Source organism: Parabacteroides sp. PFB2-10 (assembly GCF_029893085.1).
Taxonomy (GTDB): Bacteria; Bacteroidota; Bacteroidia; order Bacteroidales; family Tannerellaceae; genus QVMG01.
Map to the genome: position 1 here is coordinate 24338 of NZ_JARXWI010000006.1, position 15858 is coordinate 40195.

At 47.9% G+C, this 15858-nt stretch carries 9 protein-coding genes; all 9 read left to right on the plus strand.

Annotated features, from left to right (window positions below):
- The first annotated feature begins 16 nt into the window (after positions 1-16).
- The 9 genes from M2137_RS06770 to M2137_RS06810 all read left to right on the plus strand — a co-directional run bounded on the left by M2137_RS06770 (position 17) and on the right by M2137_RS06810 (position 15850).
- Positions 17-1435 carry an MFS transporter gene (locus tag M2137_RS06770; protein WP_280765709.1) on the plus strand — a complete coding sequence of 473 codons (1419 nt, stop codon included), beginning with the start codon at positions 17-19 and terminating at the stop codon, positions 1433-1435.
- Between the two features lie 156 nt (positions 1436-1591).
- A complete protein-coding gene (gene secDF / locus M2137_RS06775) occupies positions 1592-4615 on the plus strand; it encodes a protein translocase subunit SecDF (protein ID WP_280765710.1) in 3024 nt (1007 codons plus the stop codon).
- Positions 4616-4795: 180 nt separating this feature from the next.
- A complete protein-coding gene (locus M2137_RS06780; protein ID WP_280765711.1) occupies positions 4796-6784 on the plus strand; it encodes a urocanate hydratase in 1989 nt (662 codons plus the stop codon).
- A 63-nt stretch (positions 6785-6847) separates the two neighbouring features.
- Positions 6848-7753, plus strand: a complete 906-nt coding sequence (gene ftcD, locus M2137_RS06785) for a glutamate formimidoyltransferase (protein WP_280765712.1) — start codon at positions 6848-6850, stop codon at positions 7751-7753.
- Positions 7754-7756: 3 nt separating this feature from the next.
- A complete protein-coding gene (hutI, locus tag M2137_RS06790) occupies positions 7757-9001 on the plus strand; it encodes an imidazolonepropionase (RefSeq protein ID WP_280765713.1) in 1245 nt (414 codons plus the stop codon).
- Between the two features lie 84 nt (positions 9002-9085).
- Entirely contained in the window at positions 9086-9709 is a 624-nt protein-coding gene (locus tag M2137_RS06795; RefSeq protein ID WP_280765714.1) for a cyclodeaminase/cyclohydrolase family protein, read from the plus strand.
- Between the two features lie 77 nt (positions 9710-9786).
- Complete coding sequence (gene hutH, locus M2137_RS06800) at positions 9787-11280, plus strand: histidine ammonia-lyase (protein ID WP_280765715.1); 1494 nt, start codon at positions 9787-9789, stop codon at positions 11278-11280.
- 156 nt (positions 11281-11436) lie between these two features.
- The gene (locus M2137_RS06805) at positions 11437-11958 is read left to right on the plus strand and encodes a DUF4943 family protein (protein WP_280765716.1); all 522 of its coding nucleotides are present in this window, start codon (positions 11437-11439) and stop codon (positions 11956-11958) included.
- A gap of 658 nt (positions 11959-12616) precedes the next feature.
- A complete protein-coding gene (locus M2137_RS06810; protein WP_280765717.1) occupies positions 12617-15850 on the plus strand; it encodes a TonB-dependent receptor in 3234 nt (1077 codons plus the stop codon).
- Positions 15851-15858 lie beyond the last annotated feature (8 nt).

The window sequence follows — 15858 nt, forward strand, 5'->3', positions numbered from 1 at the left end:
TAAAAAAGAAAAAACAATGGGTAGATTGAATACGTTTCCACGTACGTTTTGGGTAGCTAATACATTAGAGTTGTTTGAGCGCTGGGCCTGGTATGGTTTCTTTATGTTGTTTGCTAATTATCTGACCGGTTCGTCCGACCTGGGAGGGCTGGAGTTCTCACAGAGCCAGAAAGGCCTTATTATGGGTGTGGGAACGGGTATTTTGTATTTCCTGCCCGTGTTGACCGGCGCGATTGCCGATCGGTATGGTTATAAGAAGGTGTTGGCATTGGCCTTTGTGATTTATGCTTCTGCTTTTATATTATTTCCTCAGTTCTCCTCTTTTGGCGCTGTTTTTGGTATGTATATCTACCTGGCGGTAGGGGCGGCGTTGTTTAAACCGGTTATCTCCGCGACGATTGCCAAGACGACCAACGAAAAGAATTCTTCGATCGGATTCGGTATTTTCTATATGATGGTGAATATCGGTGCTTTCATCGGTCCGCTGATCACCCTTTTATTTAAAGGAGATTCCCAATACATCTTTTATATATCCGCAGGCATTATTTTGTTGAACCTGGTGTTATTGGTGTTCTACAACGAACCGCCGCGCAATGAGGTGAACACAAAAGAGTCGATCTGGCAAACCTTCGGTACGATCTTCCGTAATATGGGCAGCATTTTCAAGGATGTGAAATTCCTTGTTTTCCTATTGATCGTCGCCGGATTCTGGACTATGTATAATCAGTTGTTTTTCACATTACCGGTGTTTATCTCGCAATGGGTGGACACCAGTGTGTTGTATAATTTCTTTGATACCTATATTCCATTCGTGAGCGCTAACTACAGCCCGGCGCCGGGTGTGTTGGACGCTGAGTTTATCACCAATATGGATGCGATGTTTATCATTATGTTCCAGTTGGTGGTCTCTACCATTGTGATGCGGATGAAGCCGTTGAAGTCGATGATGTCGGGCTTTCTGGTATGCGCCATTGGTATGGCACTCACATTGGTTTCGCAGAATGTGCTTTTCACCATTGTGGCTATCCTGATTTTTGGACTTGGCGAGATGGCCGGTTCGCCCAAGATCACCGAATACATCGGACGCATTGCACCGCCGGATAAGAAAGCGTTGTATATGGGTTACTCTTTTATCCCTGTTTTCATTGGGAATATCCTCGCAGGATTTATTTCAGGGAATGTGTATCAGGCGATGTCGGATAAAGTGTCGTTTACGGAACAGTTTGTTGCCGAAAAGGGATTGCAGATAGCCGACGGGCTTTCGACGAATGCCTACTTTGAAGAGGTGGCTCGTCAGGTTGAGATGACTCCCCAGGCGTTGACCAATCTATTGTGGGACACTTATCATCCGTCTAATCTCTGGATGGTGATATTGGCCATTGGGGTGGCTGCGGCATTTGCTCTTTATGTTTACGACAGGGTTACCTCTAAGTGACCCCCTGCCGGTCAGGATTTTTGACTGCCTTGCAAATAAACCCGGTAAGCAACAAATAATTGCGCCAATTAGTCTGCAAGAAAGAAAAAAAGTCTATATTTGCACCCTGTAAAAAAAAGATCATAAATAATTAAATAACATAAAAATAAGAGTCAAATGCAAAACAAAGGATTTGTAAAGGTCTTCGCTGTATTGCTTACACTCGTTTGTTTGTTTTATCTTTCGTTCTCTTTTGTAACGGGGTATTACAACAACCAAGCGGTGAAGTATGCCAACGGAGATCCTGCGTTAGAGAGTCAATACATCGACTCACTGTCTACTCAGAAGGTTTGGCTGGGGTATACGCTCAAGCAATGCCGTGAGATGGAGATTACTTTAGGTCTTGACCTGAAGGGTGGTATGAATGTTGTTCTGGAACTGAATGTGCCCGACGTGATCCGTTCACTGTCGAACAACAATCAGGATCCGAATTTCAACAAGGCGCTTGATAATGCTTACGCCCGTCAGGCATCCAGCAACCGCGACTTCATCGATCTGTTCGCAGAAGAGTATAAAAAATTAGACGAAGGAGCGCGACTCGCTGCTATTTTCAGCACCTTTGAATTGAAAGAAAGAATCACTCCGCAGAGTACCGACGCTCAGGTCGTTGCTATTTTGAAAGAAGAGACAAAGAGTGCTATCGATAATTCATTCAATGTATTGCGTACCCGTATCGACCGTTTCGGGGTTGTTTCTCCGAATATCCAGCGTTTAGAAACTGCCGGACGTATCCTGGTGGAACTGCCGGGTGTGAAAGAACCGGAACGTGTGCGTAAGTTGCTTCAGGGTAGCGCCAACCTGGAATTCTGGGAAACATACCGTTTGCCGGAGATCTATCAGCAGTTGATCGCTGTAGATAACCTGTTGGCTTCTATGCAAAATAAAGAAACAGCAACGGCTCCGGCGACAGAACCGGAAACAGCTCCAGTAGCGGAAACGACTCCGGAAGCGGAAGCCACCGAACAGGAAGCTGATGATGCCGACGACCTGCTCTCTCAATTGGGACAGGATACGGAAGAGGCAGAGGACGCCCTGAGCATGGAAGAGTTTGCGAAGCAACATCCGTTGTTTGCCCTTCTGCAACTGCATTCGTATAATGGCCAGTTGACAAACGGTTCGGCTATCGGTGTGGCAAACACACGGGATATGGCGAAGATCAATGAATTGCTTGAAATGCGTCAGGTGAAAGAGCTTTTGCCGCGCAACCTTGCTTTGAAATGGGGTGTGAAAGCCATTGATGAACGCGAACAATATTATGAACTGTATGCACTGAAAGTGACCAATCGCGACGGAACACCGGCGTTGGGTGGTGATGTGGTAACCGACGCTGTTGCCGACTTCCAGCAGACAGGAGGACGCTCCGAACAGGTGGTGAGCATGAAGATGAATGCCGAAGGAGCTAAAGCTTGGGCGCGTCTGACAAAAGAAAATATCGGCAAACAGATAGCAATCGTATTGGATGAGATGGTTTATTCTGCTCCGAACGTGCAGACGGAAATCACCGGCGGAAGCTCACAGATCACCGGTAACTTTACCCCGGAAGAGGCGAAGGACTTGGCGAACGTGTTAAAGTCGGGTAAGATGGCTGCTTCTATCCAGATCGTACAGGAAGACGTAGTAGGTCCTTCACTGGGACAGGAAGCTATCGATGCAGGGGTGATCTCCTTCGTATTGGCGCTTGTACTGTTGATGATATATATGTGTTTGTTCTATGGCTTGTTGCCGGGTCTGATCGTAGACGGTGCCTTGCTGTTGAATATCTTCTTCACGATGGGGGTACTTGCCTCATTCCAGGCTGTATTGACCTTGCCGGGTATTGCCGGTATGGTGTTGACGCTGGGTATGGCGGTGGATGCGAACGTGCTGGTGTACGAACGTATCAAAGAGGAGCTGCGCGCGGGTAAAGGACTTGGAAAGGCTATCAACGACGGGTATAAGAATGCCTTCTCGGCTATCTTCGATGCCAACCTGACCTCAATCATCACCGGTCTTGTCTTGTTCTTCTTCGGAACAGGCCCTATCAAAGGGTTTGCATGGACATTGATTATCGGTTTGGTCGCTTCTTTCCTTACTGCTGTATTCCTTACCCGTATTGTTTATGAAGCCTTATTGAAGAAAGATAAACTGAAGAATATCACCTTCACCACAAGCATGTCGAAAGACCTGTTGGTGAATCCGAAAGTGAACTTCCTTGGTATGCGTAAAATGGGGTATATCATTCCGCTTGCTATCATCCTGATCGGTGCGGTTTCGATGATGACTATCGGTTTGAACAACGGTATCGACTTCACGGGAGGGCGTAACTATGTGGTTCGTTTCGACCAGGAGGTAAATACGGCTGATGTGCGTGATATGCTGGACGAACAATTGGATGGCGCGGTGAGCGTGATCACGATCGGTACAGCTAACCAGGTGCGTATCTCAACCAACTACAAGATTACCGATACGGATCCATCGGTAGATGAAGATATTGAAAACAGAATATTTGCAGGTGTACAATCGTTGTTGCCGTCAGGTATAACCAAAGATCAGTTCGTGGCCGATCATATTCTGAGCTCTCAGAAAGTAGGGCCGAGCATGGCAGATGATATCAAAAACGATGCAATCATGGCAGTTGTGCTGGCTATGTTCTTTATGGCAACTTATATCCTTATCCGTTTCCGCGATATCTCTTTCTCTATTGGTACGCTGGTTTCGGTTGTTGTGACTACCCTCTGTATCATCGCATTCTACAGTTTACTTTGGAAAGTCTTGCCTTTCTCTATGGAGGTTGACCAGACATTTATCGCGGCGATCCTGACAATCATTGGTTACTCTATCAATGACACGGTGGTGGTATTCGACCGTATCCGTGAGACTATCGGACTCTATCCGAAACGCGATCGCTTCCAGGTGATCAACGATGCATTGAACTCTACACTTTCCCGTACGTTCAATACCTCTATCACTACCTTGGTGGTGGTATTGGTGATCTTTGTCCTGGGTGGTAGCTCGATCCGTAGCTTTACCTTCGCTATCTTGCTGGGTATTGTGATAGGTACTTACTCTACCCTGTTCGTAGCGACTCCGATTGCTTACGAAATACAGAAGAGAAATATTGCTAAAAAAGCGGCAGCTGCCGAACTGAAAGCAAAGAAGTAATAAGCTTTTATATATAAGTGAAAGAGGCCGATCAAATTATGATCGGCCTCTTTTTTGTTTTTAGCAATATGCTCATAAACATGCGGTGTTTATTGTCTATTTAGCGGAAAGTCCCTACCTTGTTGCCCGTTTACAACACAATATGCTATCATATTGTAAGAACAACTAAGACAAAGAAACATGAATATGACATTAGGAAAGGATTTACCTGATTATCCTTCTTTTACGCCTGCCATTCGCCGCGCTCCTGACCGCGGATACACTTTAACGCCGGCACAAACCGAGACAGCTTTGAAAAATGCGCTTCGCTATATTCCGGAGGAATTGCATGAGGCGCTTGCTCCTGAGTTTATGGAAGAATTGCGGACGCGTGGACGTATCTATGGCTATCGTTACCGCCCGGAAGGCGATCTGAAGGCGAAACCAATAGAGCAGTACAAAGGAAAATGCCTGGAAGGGAAAGCCTTTCAGGTGATGATCGATAACAACCTATGCTTCGATATCGCCCTGTATCCATACGAATTAGTTACCTACGGGGAGACCGGACAGGTGTGCCAGAACTGGATGCAATACCGATTGATCATGCAATACCTGGAGGAGTTGACCCAGGAGCAGACATTGGTGATCGAATCGGGACATCCGCTTGGACTGTTTCGTTCGAAACCCGACGCGCCCCGCGTGATCATCACGAACTCGATGATGATCGGTATGTTCGATAACCAAACCGACTGGCATACCGCCGCACAGATGGGCGTAGCCAATTACGGACAGATGACTGCAGGCGGCTGGATGTATATCGGTCCCCAAGGCATTGTGCATGGAACATTCAACACCCTGCTTAACGCGGGACGCCTGAAACTGAACATTCCGCAAGAAAACGACCTGCGAGGCTATCTATTTGTATCTTCCGGCTTGGGGGGCATGAGCGGTGCGCAACCGAAAGCCGCCGTGATAGCCGGCGCTGCCTCTATCGTGGCAGAGGTAGATGCTTCGCGCATCGAGACACGCTACAAGCAGGGATGGGTAGAACATGTGACAGACAATATGGAAGAGGCTTTTTTATTAGCTGGGAAAGCAGTGAAAGAGAAACAGCCCTGTTCGATCGCTTACCACGGGAATATTGTGGATCTGTTGGAGTATGCCAATGCTTATCATATACATATCGACCTGTTGAGTGACCAGACCTCCTGCCATGCGGCTTATGAAGGAGGTTATTGTCCGGCGGGCATCAGCTTCGAAGAGCGGACAAGGCTATTGGCCGACGACCGGTCGAAGTTTGAAGAGCTGGTAAACCAAACACTTGTGCGCCATTTTGAAGCGATCAAACAGCTGGTTGCCCGGGGAACCTATTTCTTTGATTATGGCAATTCGTTTATGAAAGCGATCTATGATGCCGGCGTGAAAGAGATATCCCGCAACGGTATTGATGAGAAAGACGGCTTTATCTGGCCCTCCTATGTGGAAGATATCATGGGGCCGGAACTGTTCGATTATGGATATGGTCCTTTCCGCTGGGTTTGCCTGAGCGGACGGCATGAGGATCTGTTGAAGACCGACCGGGCAGCAATGGAATGTATCGATCCGACGCGGCGAGGACAAGACCGGGATAACTACAACTGGATACGTGATGCGGAGAAAAATCAATTGGTGGTAGGCACCGAAGCGCGCATCCTTTACCAGGACGCGGAGGGACGGATGAATATTGCCCTTCGTTTCAACCAGATGGTACGTGATGGCGAAGTGGGATCGATCATGCTTGGCAGAGACCACCACGACGTGAGCGGCACGGATTCTCCTTTCCGCGAAACAGCCAATATATACGACGGCAGCAATGTGATGGCTGATATGGCGGTGCAGTGTTTTGCCGGGAATGCGGCGCGGGGCATGAGCCTTATTGCTTTGCATAACGGTGGAGGAGTGGGTATTGGCAAGTCGATCAACGGTGGCTTTGGCATGGTGCTCGACGGCAGTGAACGGGTGGATGAGATCCTACGCTCGGCTATGCTCTGGGATGTGATGGGCGGAGTCGCCCGGCGCTCTTGGGCACGCAATGCCCATGCGATGGAGACCACCTCGCTCTTCAATGAGAAGTATGCCGACAACTACCACATCACCCTGCCTCACCTGGCCAACGATGAACTGATTAAGAAAACGATAAGCAATGGATAATGGATAATGGATAATTGATAGAGGTGATTAATAATTAACAATTAATAATTAACAATTAAATAAATGAGCAACTGGAGTAAAATAATGGAGTGTGTTCCCAACTTTAGCGAGGGACGCGACCGGGATAAAATAGAAAAGATCGTATCACCTTTCCGCGGAAAAGAGGGGGTGAAGTTGTTGGATTACAGCAATGACGAAGACCATAACCGCTTGGTGGTAACAACGGTTGGCGAACCGGAAGCATTGAAAAATGCGGTGATTGAAGCCATCGGTATTGCCACTGAGTTGATCGATCTGACCAAACACGAAGGACAACACCCACGTATGGGTGCTGTCGATGTCGTTCCCTTTATCCCGATCCGGGGATGTACGATGGAGGAGGCTGTCAATCTTTCCAAAGAGGTCGGCGAAGAGGTCGGTAAACGCTATGACCTGCCGGTATTCTTGTATGAGAAATCGGCTTCTGCTCCGCACCGGGAGAACCTGGCAGCTATCCGCAAAGGGGAGTTCGAAGGCATGGAAGAGAAGATCAAACAACCGGAATGGAAGCCAGATTTTGGGCCGGCTAAACGCCATGCCACAGCCGGAGCGGTGGCCATTGGTGCCCGTATGCCGCTGGTGGCTTATAACGTAAACCTGGGAACCGACAAATTGGAGATCGCCAGTGATATTGCCAAGAAGATACGTTTTATCGGTGGTGGCTTGCGCTATTGCAAGGCGATGGGCGTGGAACTTACCGATCGTGGTATCGTACAGGTATCTATCAATATGACCGACTATACGAAAACGGCGCTTTACCGTGCATTCGAATTGGTACGCATCGAAGCGCGCCGTTACGGTGTGCCGGTAGTAGGCAGCGAGATTGTCGGCTTAGTGCCTATGGAGGCATTGATCGATACCGTCTCCTATTACTTAGGATTAGAGAATTTCAGTATGCAGCAAGTGCTGGAAGCACGTATTATGGAATAATATATGCAAGATAATCGTTTACTGATTCGCGATATCACCCAATTGGTTACCTGCTCCGGCTTCGCGGCTAAGAAGGGGGAGGCGATGTCCGAATTGAGTATTATAGAAAACGGTGCTGTCGCCATAGAGGATGGCATGATTACCCATGTCGGTACGACCGAAGAGGTGCTCAGTCAACTGACCGGCTTCTATCCGGAGATCAGCGGAAAAGGCAAAGCCTTGTTGCCCGGTTTTGTCGATAGCCATACTCATTTCGTGTTTGGTGGTTACCGCGAGGAGGAGTTTTCCTGGCGATTGCGCGGCGACAGTTATATGTCGATCATGGAACGGGGTGGCGGTATTGTCAACACCATGAAGGCGACACGGGAAAGCAGCTTTGAGGAACTATATGATGCTGCCCTTCCGCGCCTCGATGAGTTTCTGGCGATGGGCGTCACTACTGTGGAAGGCAAAAGCGGTTACGGGCTCGATTTGGAGACCGAAGCGTTGCAACTGCAGGTGATGGCCGCCCTTCGGAAAGAACATCCCATCGGTATTGTCTCCACCTATCTTGGGGCGCATGCCCTTCCTCCCGAGTTTGCCGGGCGGACAGATGAGTTTATCGACTTCCTGATTACTGAGGCGTTGCCGAATATCCCTGCCGAATGGGGCGTGGACTTCTGCGATGTCTTTTGCGAAAAGGGGGTGTTCTCTTTGGAACAAAGCGAACGGCTTCTGTCGGCTGCCCGCAGGCACGGCTTCGCACTGAAGCTGCATGCCGATGAGATCGTTCCGCTGGGAGGCGCCGAGTTGGCAGCACGGCTGAAAGCCGTCAGCGCAGACCACCTGCTTCACGCTTCTGATGAAGGCATTCGGCAGATGGCAGAGAACGATGTGGTGGCAACCCTATTGCCGCTTACGGCCTTCTCACTCAAGGAACCGTATGCTCGTGGACGGGAGATGATCGACGCGGGCTGTGCTGTTGCCCTGGCCTCCGACCTGAATCCCGGCAGTTGTTTCTCATCGTCTATCCCTATGCTGATAGCGATTGCCTGCATCTATATGCAGCTGTCACCCGAAGAGGCGGTCACCGCCCTGACAATCAACGGTGCCGCAGCTCTCAACCGGGCAGACCGGATCGGTAGTATCGACGTCGGCAAACAGGCGGATATGATTCTCCTGCAATACCCCTCCTACAAATTCCTTCCCTATCATTTCGGAATGAATATAGTAGACACAGTGATCAAAAAAGGAAAAATAATAAAATAATTATGAATTATGAATGATGAATTATGAGGAGCGTCTCCTTTTAATTCATCATTCATAATTCACAATTCATAATTCAAAAAAACCATGTTAGTAGACTTATCTATCAAAGATTTCCTGGCGGAAACGGCGTCGAATACGCCCGTTCCCGGCGGCGGAAGCATATCCGCATTGAACGGTGCCATTGCTACCGCATTAACAGAAATGGTTGCCAACCTGACCATCGGTAAAAAGAAATATGCCGACTACGAAGGGCAGATGAAAACCATTGCCACCGAGGCAGCCACCATTCGCGAGCGCCTGATCGGCTATATTGACGAAGACAGTGACGCCTATAACCGCGTTTTCTCTGCCTTCAAATTGCCGAAGGAGACGGAAGAGGAACAGGCCGCGCGCAGCGCTGCCATACAGGAGGCCACAAAAGAGGCTGCCCTCGTGCCGATGCGCGTAGCCGAAGAGGTGGGCTCCGTTATGGAAACCATCATCTACGTGGCACACAAAGGCAACCAGAATGCCGTGACCGATGCCTGCGTGGCTATGATGGCCGCCCGCACCTGCGTCCTGGGCGCCTTGTTGAATGTGCGGATCAACCTTTCCTCTATCAAAGATGAAGAGTTTGTGCGCCGCCTGGCCGAACAAGCCGACCATCTCGAAGCAGAAGCCATCCGTATCGAACAAAAACTATTGGAGTGGGTGAAAAAACAATTATGAATTATGAATTACGAATTATGAGGTTGCACCGATCCCATAATTCATAACTCATAATTCATCATTCATAATTTAAAAATATGGGACACAACGTATATTATATCGGCTCGGAACCGCTAACCTTCGAGATTATCGAACGGATTCTGGGCACCAATATGAAACTGGAACTCACCGCCGAAGTGCGTGAGCGTATCCAGAAATGCAGAGACTACCTCGATCGCAAGATCGAACAACAGACAGGGCCGCTCTATGGCATCACCACCGGTTTCGGATCGCTTTGTAATAAGAATATCTCACCGGACGAGCTCAGCACGTTGCAGGAAAACCTCGTTAAGAGTCATGCCTGCAGTGTAGGCGACGAGGTAAGCCCCGTGATTGTCCGCCTGATGATGCTTTTGAAAGCACAGGCTTTGTCGTTGGGACATAGCGGCGTGCAGGTGATCACCGTGCAACGCATCTTGGATTTCTTCAATAACGATATATTGCCGATCGTCTACGACCGTGGTTCGCTGGGCGCTTCCGGCGATCTGGCTCCGTTGGCGAACCTCTTCCTGCCGCTGATCGGCGTGGGAGATGTGTACTACAAAGGGAAGAAGCGCGAAGCCATTGCCGTGCTCGATGAGTTTGCCTGGAAACCGGTGAAGCTGAAAAGCAAAGAGGGACTGGCTCTATTGAACGGTACCCAGTTTATGAGCGCCAACGGGGTGTTCGCCCTGATGCGTGCCTTTAATATCTGCAAACGCGCCGACCTGATCGCTGCCCTGTCGCTCGAAGCCTTCGATGGACTGATCGATCCTTTTATGGATTGCATCCAGCAGATACGCCCGCACCGCGGACAGATCGAGACCGGCGCTGAGTTTCGCCGCCTGTTGGAGGGAAGCGAACTGATCAGCCGCCCGAAAGAGCATGTGCAGGATCCTTATTCGTTCCGCTGCATCCCTCAGGTGCATGGCGCCACGAAAGACGCGGTTTATCATGTAACGAATGTCTTGTTGACCGAGATCAACTCGGTGACCGACAACCCGACGATATTCCCGGACGACGATAAGATTATCTCAGGAGGTAACTTCCATGGGCAACCCTTGGCGCTGGCGTATGACTACCTGGCGATTGCATTGGCCGAACTGGGTAATATCTCCGAACGACGCGTAGCACAGTTGATTATGGGCTTGCGTGGCTTGCCCGAGTTCTTAGTGGCCAATCCTGGTCTGAACTCCGGCTTTATGATTCCGCAATATGCCTCCGCCAGTATGGTAAGCCAGAATAAAATGTATTGCTATCCGGCGAGCAGCGATTCTATCGTGTCCAGCAACGGACAGGAAGATCACGTAAGCATGGGCGCCAATGCCGCGACCAAATTGTTTAAGATTATGGATAACCTGGATCATATCCTGGCTATTGAATTGATGAACGCCGCGCAGGGTATCGACTTCCGTCGCCCGGCCAAGACATCGCCTATCTTAGAGAAATTCCTCAAAGACTTCCGCAAAGAGGTCCCTTTTATTGAAGACGACATCGTGATGTATACCGAGATACATAAGACTGTCGCCTTCTTGCGGAGAAACCATTTTTGAATGAAGAATCGAAGATCGCTTAGCGAAGCGTAAAGCAATGAAGAATGAAGAGTGAAGAATGGAAGATTGCACACGATTTTTCATTCTTCACTCTTCATTCTTCATTTTTTTGTATATTTGCTGATATCATTTGTGCGACACTTAAATCGATGCCCCATGAAGCGAGTATACAGTCTTTTGTTTATATGGGTCTTGTGCGTCTCTTGCGATTATAGTTTTGATCTGAACGACCCCGATGTCCGTGAGTTTGTGTTCCGTCTGAAGAACGGAACCTACGAATGTTATATCACCTCCTCTTCCGGAGAACGGTTAGGGCTTCAGATGCCTGTTTTCCAAATGAAAGATATTCCCGATCTCTTGAAATATGCGGCCGATACGACCCATATTGAAAATTTCCCTATTAATCCCTCCTCCCGCATCTCCGGTTCCCACCTGGAGGATGAGACCTATATCCTTGGTGAATGTTTATTGTGGGTTGTGGAAGGGATCCGTCTCAACAAAGTCTATCCTTCCCAACAACCCATCCTGACCGAAGCGACCCCATCGGGCACCCAAACGCTTATTGGTGCAGAGGTATTGGAGGTATGCAGTCTCTATACCCAATGGTGGGAAAACAACCAACACGGCGACTGGCCGGATATCGACCCGCTGGAAGGGTCGAGTTATTCCTGGTTGTGATAACCCAAATTAAGGGCGCAAAATATCTACGTTTTTCCAACCATGCTGAACTGTTTTCTGTAAAATGTTAAAATGTCGATTGTAAGCAAAACGGCTGTTTTACTTACAAATTCATACGTTAAAAAATGTTTCTCCCGGGAGTTTGTCTCCGAAGTCCCGCTTTTTTGCGCGCAAAGTCCTGCGAAAATTACAAATCGTAAGTTGAGGGTTTTTGTCAAAAGAGGCAAATTCACATAAATAAACAGTTTGCTGTACCTCGCAGCGAATCGATTTTGTTGGAGATGTTTTCGCATGGGGAAATATGGGGGAATGGATCGGGGGGCAAACGGGTCAAACTTATTTTTTTGATCAAATTAATGTTTTGCTTATCCTATGAATTTCATGCGATTTGGGGCAAGATATATCTGCTTAAACGGGGTTGTGGAGTATATTATTTTTAACAAATTATGTTCATTTTTTTGTAATTATGCAAAATAATATATCTTTGCAGCACGTTGATCAGACCTCTCTCTCTGAACAGAAGTGTATAAGAAGTCGAGTAATGATGCGACAAATAGCCAAGCCAATTTGTTTATAGCCAACAAACTAAATTAAACAAACAGAAGAAAGCGAAAGCTTTTTTAAGTTATTTTTTATAATTATACTTAAATGCCATTTTATGAAACACAAATTGATTCTTTTTCTACTACTCCTATGTAGTATGCAGTATGTGGTTGCTCAATCCATACGAGTAACAGGAACTATTCAGGATGAAGACGGTGAACCGGTGATCGGGGCGACTGTTCAGGTAAAAGGCACTTCGCAGGGAACCATTTCGGATTACGATGGTAATTTCGCAATGGAGGCTCCGCAAAATGCTACTCTCTTAATCTCTTATGTCGGTATGGCATCGCAGGAAGTGAAAGCAGCTGCCACGATACGTATCGTGATGGCCACAGATTCAAAAGCATTGGATGAGGTGATCGTGGTGGCTTACGGCCAGCAGCGTAAGGAGGCCATTACCGGGGCCGTTTCCAACCTGAAAGCAGAGTCTATCGAACGGCGTCCGATCGCATCGGCTACGGCTGCCTTGGAAGGACAGGCCTTAGGGGTGCAGGTAAACAACAGCTACGGGGAGCCGGGATCGGAGCCTACAATTCGTATTCGAGGGTTTACCTCCGTGAACGGGAGCAACAGCCCTTTATACGTGGTAAACGGGGTGCCGATGGGTGGCAATATGGGTGATATCAACCCGGCCGATATTGAGTCGTTGACCGTATTGAAAGATGCCTCCTCGGCTGCTCTTTATGGAAACAAAGCAGCGAGTGGTGTGATTTTGGTTACTACCAAGAGCGGTCGCATCGGAGAAGAAGCCATACGCATCAACGCAACGATCAGCCAGGGCTGGTACCAGCGCGCGACGAAAGAGTATGAGCGCTTAGATGCCAAACAATATATGGAGACCTATTGGGAATCTAACCGTAACGCGCTTTATACAGGTGATACCAAAGGCAAATACAACACCTATAGCGACGCGAATGCGGACGCGTTAGAGTTGGTTCGTAACGGTATCGGTGAAAACTACAATATCTTTAATAAGAGTTGGGAGAATCTGTTCGATGCCAATGGTAAAATCACAGCCGGCACAGAGATCCTGGATGGGTATAAAGATGACTTAGACTGGTACGAACCGATCGAACGTACGGGAAATCGCTCGCAATATGGCATCAGCGCTTCCGGAGGCACGAAAAAGGGTGCCTATTATATGTCATTGGGTTACCTGAACGAAGAGGGTTTTATGAAAAAATCATCAGGTGAACGTCTGACCGCCAACCTGAAAGTGGATGTAAAACCAACTTCCTGGTTAAAAATGGGATCTACCCTGAATGCTTCTAATCAGTATTACAACTCCATGACAGCGGGTACAGGCAATAGCTCCTCTTTTATCAACCCATTTTATTTTGCCCGTAATATGGCGCCCGTTTATCCGGTGCATTTACATGATCCGGCCACCGGTGCTTATGTGTTGGATGGGGATAAGAATAAAATCTATGACTCGGGTGAAGGTGGACGTGGCCAAAGCAGTAGCCGCCACAATGTATGGGAAACGGAATTAGATCAAGATAAAACATACCGTACCACCATTGATGGAACAGCCTACGCGGATATTATCCTTCCTCATAACTTCACCGTTACATTGAAAGGAAACCTGAATCTGAGAAACTCCGCCAATAAGGCCTATAATAACTCTATTATCGGGGATGGATCCGGCGCCGGAGGACGTATGTCGAAAACAGACTACCGTTATCGGAATATGATGTTTCAGCAGTTGGTAAACTGGCGTCAGACATTCAAAGAAAAACATAGTGTGGAAGTTATGGTCGGACACGAAAATTTCAATTATAAATACGACTACGACTATGTGTATAAATCAAGCGAGAAGTTTGCGAATCTGATGGAATTATCCAATTTCGCGACTATGACCACTATCAGCGGGTATCAGTCAGGTTATAAAACAGAAGGTTTCCTCTCTCGCGCGGCCTACAATTACGATCAGACCTATTTTGTAGAGGGTTCTTTCCGCCGTGATGGCTCTTCCCGTTTCCATAAAGACCACCGTTGGGGTAATTTCTGGTCGCTGGGCGGTAGCTGGATCGCTTCGAATGAAGCCTTTATCCGTCAGTTTGACTGGATCAATTACCTGAAGCTACGTGCCGGTTATGGGGAAGTAGGGCAGGAGGCCTCAGTAGGTTATTATGCCTGGATGGCTCTGTATGGATCGACCATAAACGGAGGCGATGGCGCCTACTACAAATCACAGAACGAAGCCAGCGATATCACCTGGGAGACCTCTCGCTCTGCCAGCTTCGCTTTGGAAACCAATCTGTTCAAACGGTTGAATCTGTCGGTTGAATATTATCAGAGAGGATCGTCCAATCTGTTGTTCGATGTAAACCTGCCCTCTTCTATGGGTTCGGTGAGTACAGGAGATACTCGCCCGACAATAACCAAAAACTTCGGTACCTTGGTAAACAAAGGATGGGAAATCGGTATCAATGGCGATGTGATCAAAATGAAAGACTTCAACTGGAACCTGGGCGTCAATCTCAATACGTTGAATAACAAAATCAAAAAATTACCGGAAGAATACGGAGGCAAAGGCTCTATCAACGGAACGAAAAGATATTTCGAAGGACATAGCATCTATGATTTCTGGATGTATCAGTTTGAAGGGATTGACCTTAGCAATGGTCGCTCACTCTACCGCATCGATGATGAAAATTATTATGTAAAAGGTACGACCACCGAAATAGAGGGTAAAACGGAATTGACGGAAGATTTCACCGTGATCGACGGGAAGCCATACGTGTATAATACCACCTACGCCGTGAAAGACTGGAGTGGCTCATCGATCCCGAAATTATTCGGATCGTTCACCACCTCACTCCGCTACAGAAGCTTCGAACTGTCTGGGTTATTCACCTATCAGATAGGCGGTAAAATGATTGACTACAGCTACAATCCCCTGATGAGTTTCGGAACAACTCCGTCGGCTCTGCATGTGGATGTATTGAAGGGCTGGAAGCCGGAAGATGCCTCTGTCGGTATTGATCCGAACGGAACCCCGACCATAAACACCGCCTTGTCGAGCTATAATAATTCCACATCCAGCCGTCACCTGATCAGTTCCGACTATTTTGTGGTGAAGAATGTGACTTTGTCATACGCGATTCCACGCAAAGTGTTGAAACCTATCGGACTTAATGGCGTGACTCTTTCGTTGAGTGGTGAAAACCTGGCTATTTTCACCAAGAGACAAGGGATGAACCCGCAACAATCTTTCAACGGAACAAACTACAATGCCTATGTTCCTGCCCGCGTGATTACCTTCGGATTAAACTTAAACTTCTAAAAACAGCG

What these genes read in the sequence shown, in the direction of transcription:
- M2137_RS06770 (WP_280765709.1), top strand. Translation starts at nt 17, where the DNA reads ATGGGTAGATTGAATACGTTTCCACGTACGTTTTGGGTAGCTAATACA.
- secDF (WP_280765710.1), top strand. Translation starts at nt 1,592, where the DNA reads ATGCAAAACAAAGGATTTGTAAAGGTCTTCGCTGTATTGCTTACACTC.
- M2137_RS06780 (WP_280765711.1), top strand. Translation starts at nt 4,796, where the DNA reads ATGAATATGACATTAGGAAAGGATTTACCTGATTATCCTTCTTTTACG.
- ftcD (WP_280765712.1), top strand. Translation starts at nt 6,848, where the DNA reads ATGAGCAACTGGAGTAAAATAATGGAGTGTGTTCCCAACTTTAGCGAG.
- hutI (WP_280765713.1), top strand. Translation starts at nt 7,757, where the DNA reads ATGCAAGATAATCGTTTACTGATTCGCGATATCACCCAATTGGTTACC.
- M2137_RS06795 (WP_280765714.1), top strand. Translation starts at nt 9,086, where the DNA reads ATGTTAGTAGACTTATCTATCAAAGATTTCCTGGCGGAAACGGCGTCG.
- hutH (WP_280765715.1), top strand. Translation starts at nt 9,787, where the DNA reads ATGGGACACAACGTATATTATATCGGCTCGGAACCGCTAACCTTCGAG.
- M2137_RS06805 (WP_280765716.1), top strand. Translation starts at nt 11,437, where the DNA reads ATGAAGCGAGTATACAGTCTTTTGTTTATATGGGTCTTGTGCGTCTCT.
- M2137_RS06810 (WP_280765717.1), top strand. Translation starts at nt 12,617, where the DNA reads ATGAAACACAAATTGATTCTTTTTCTACTACTCCTATGTAGTATGCAG.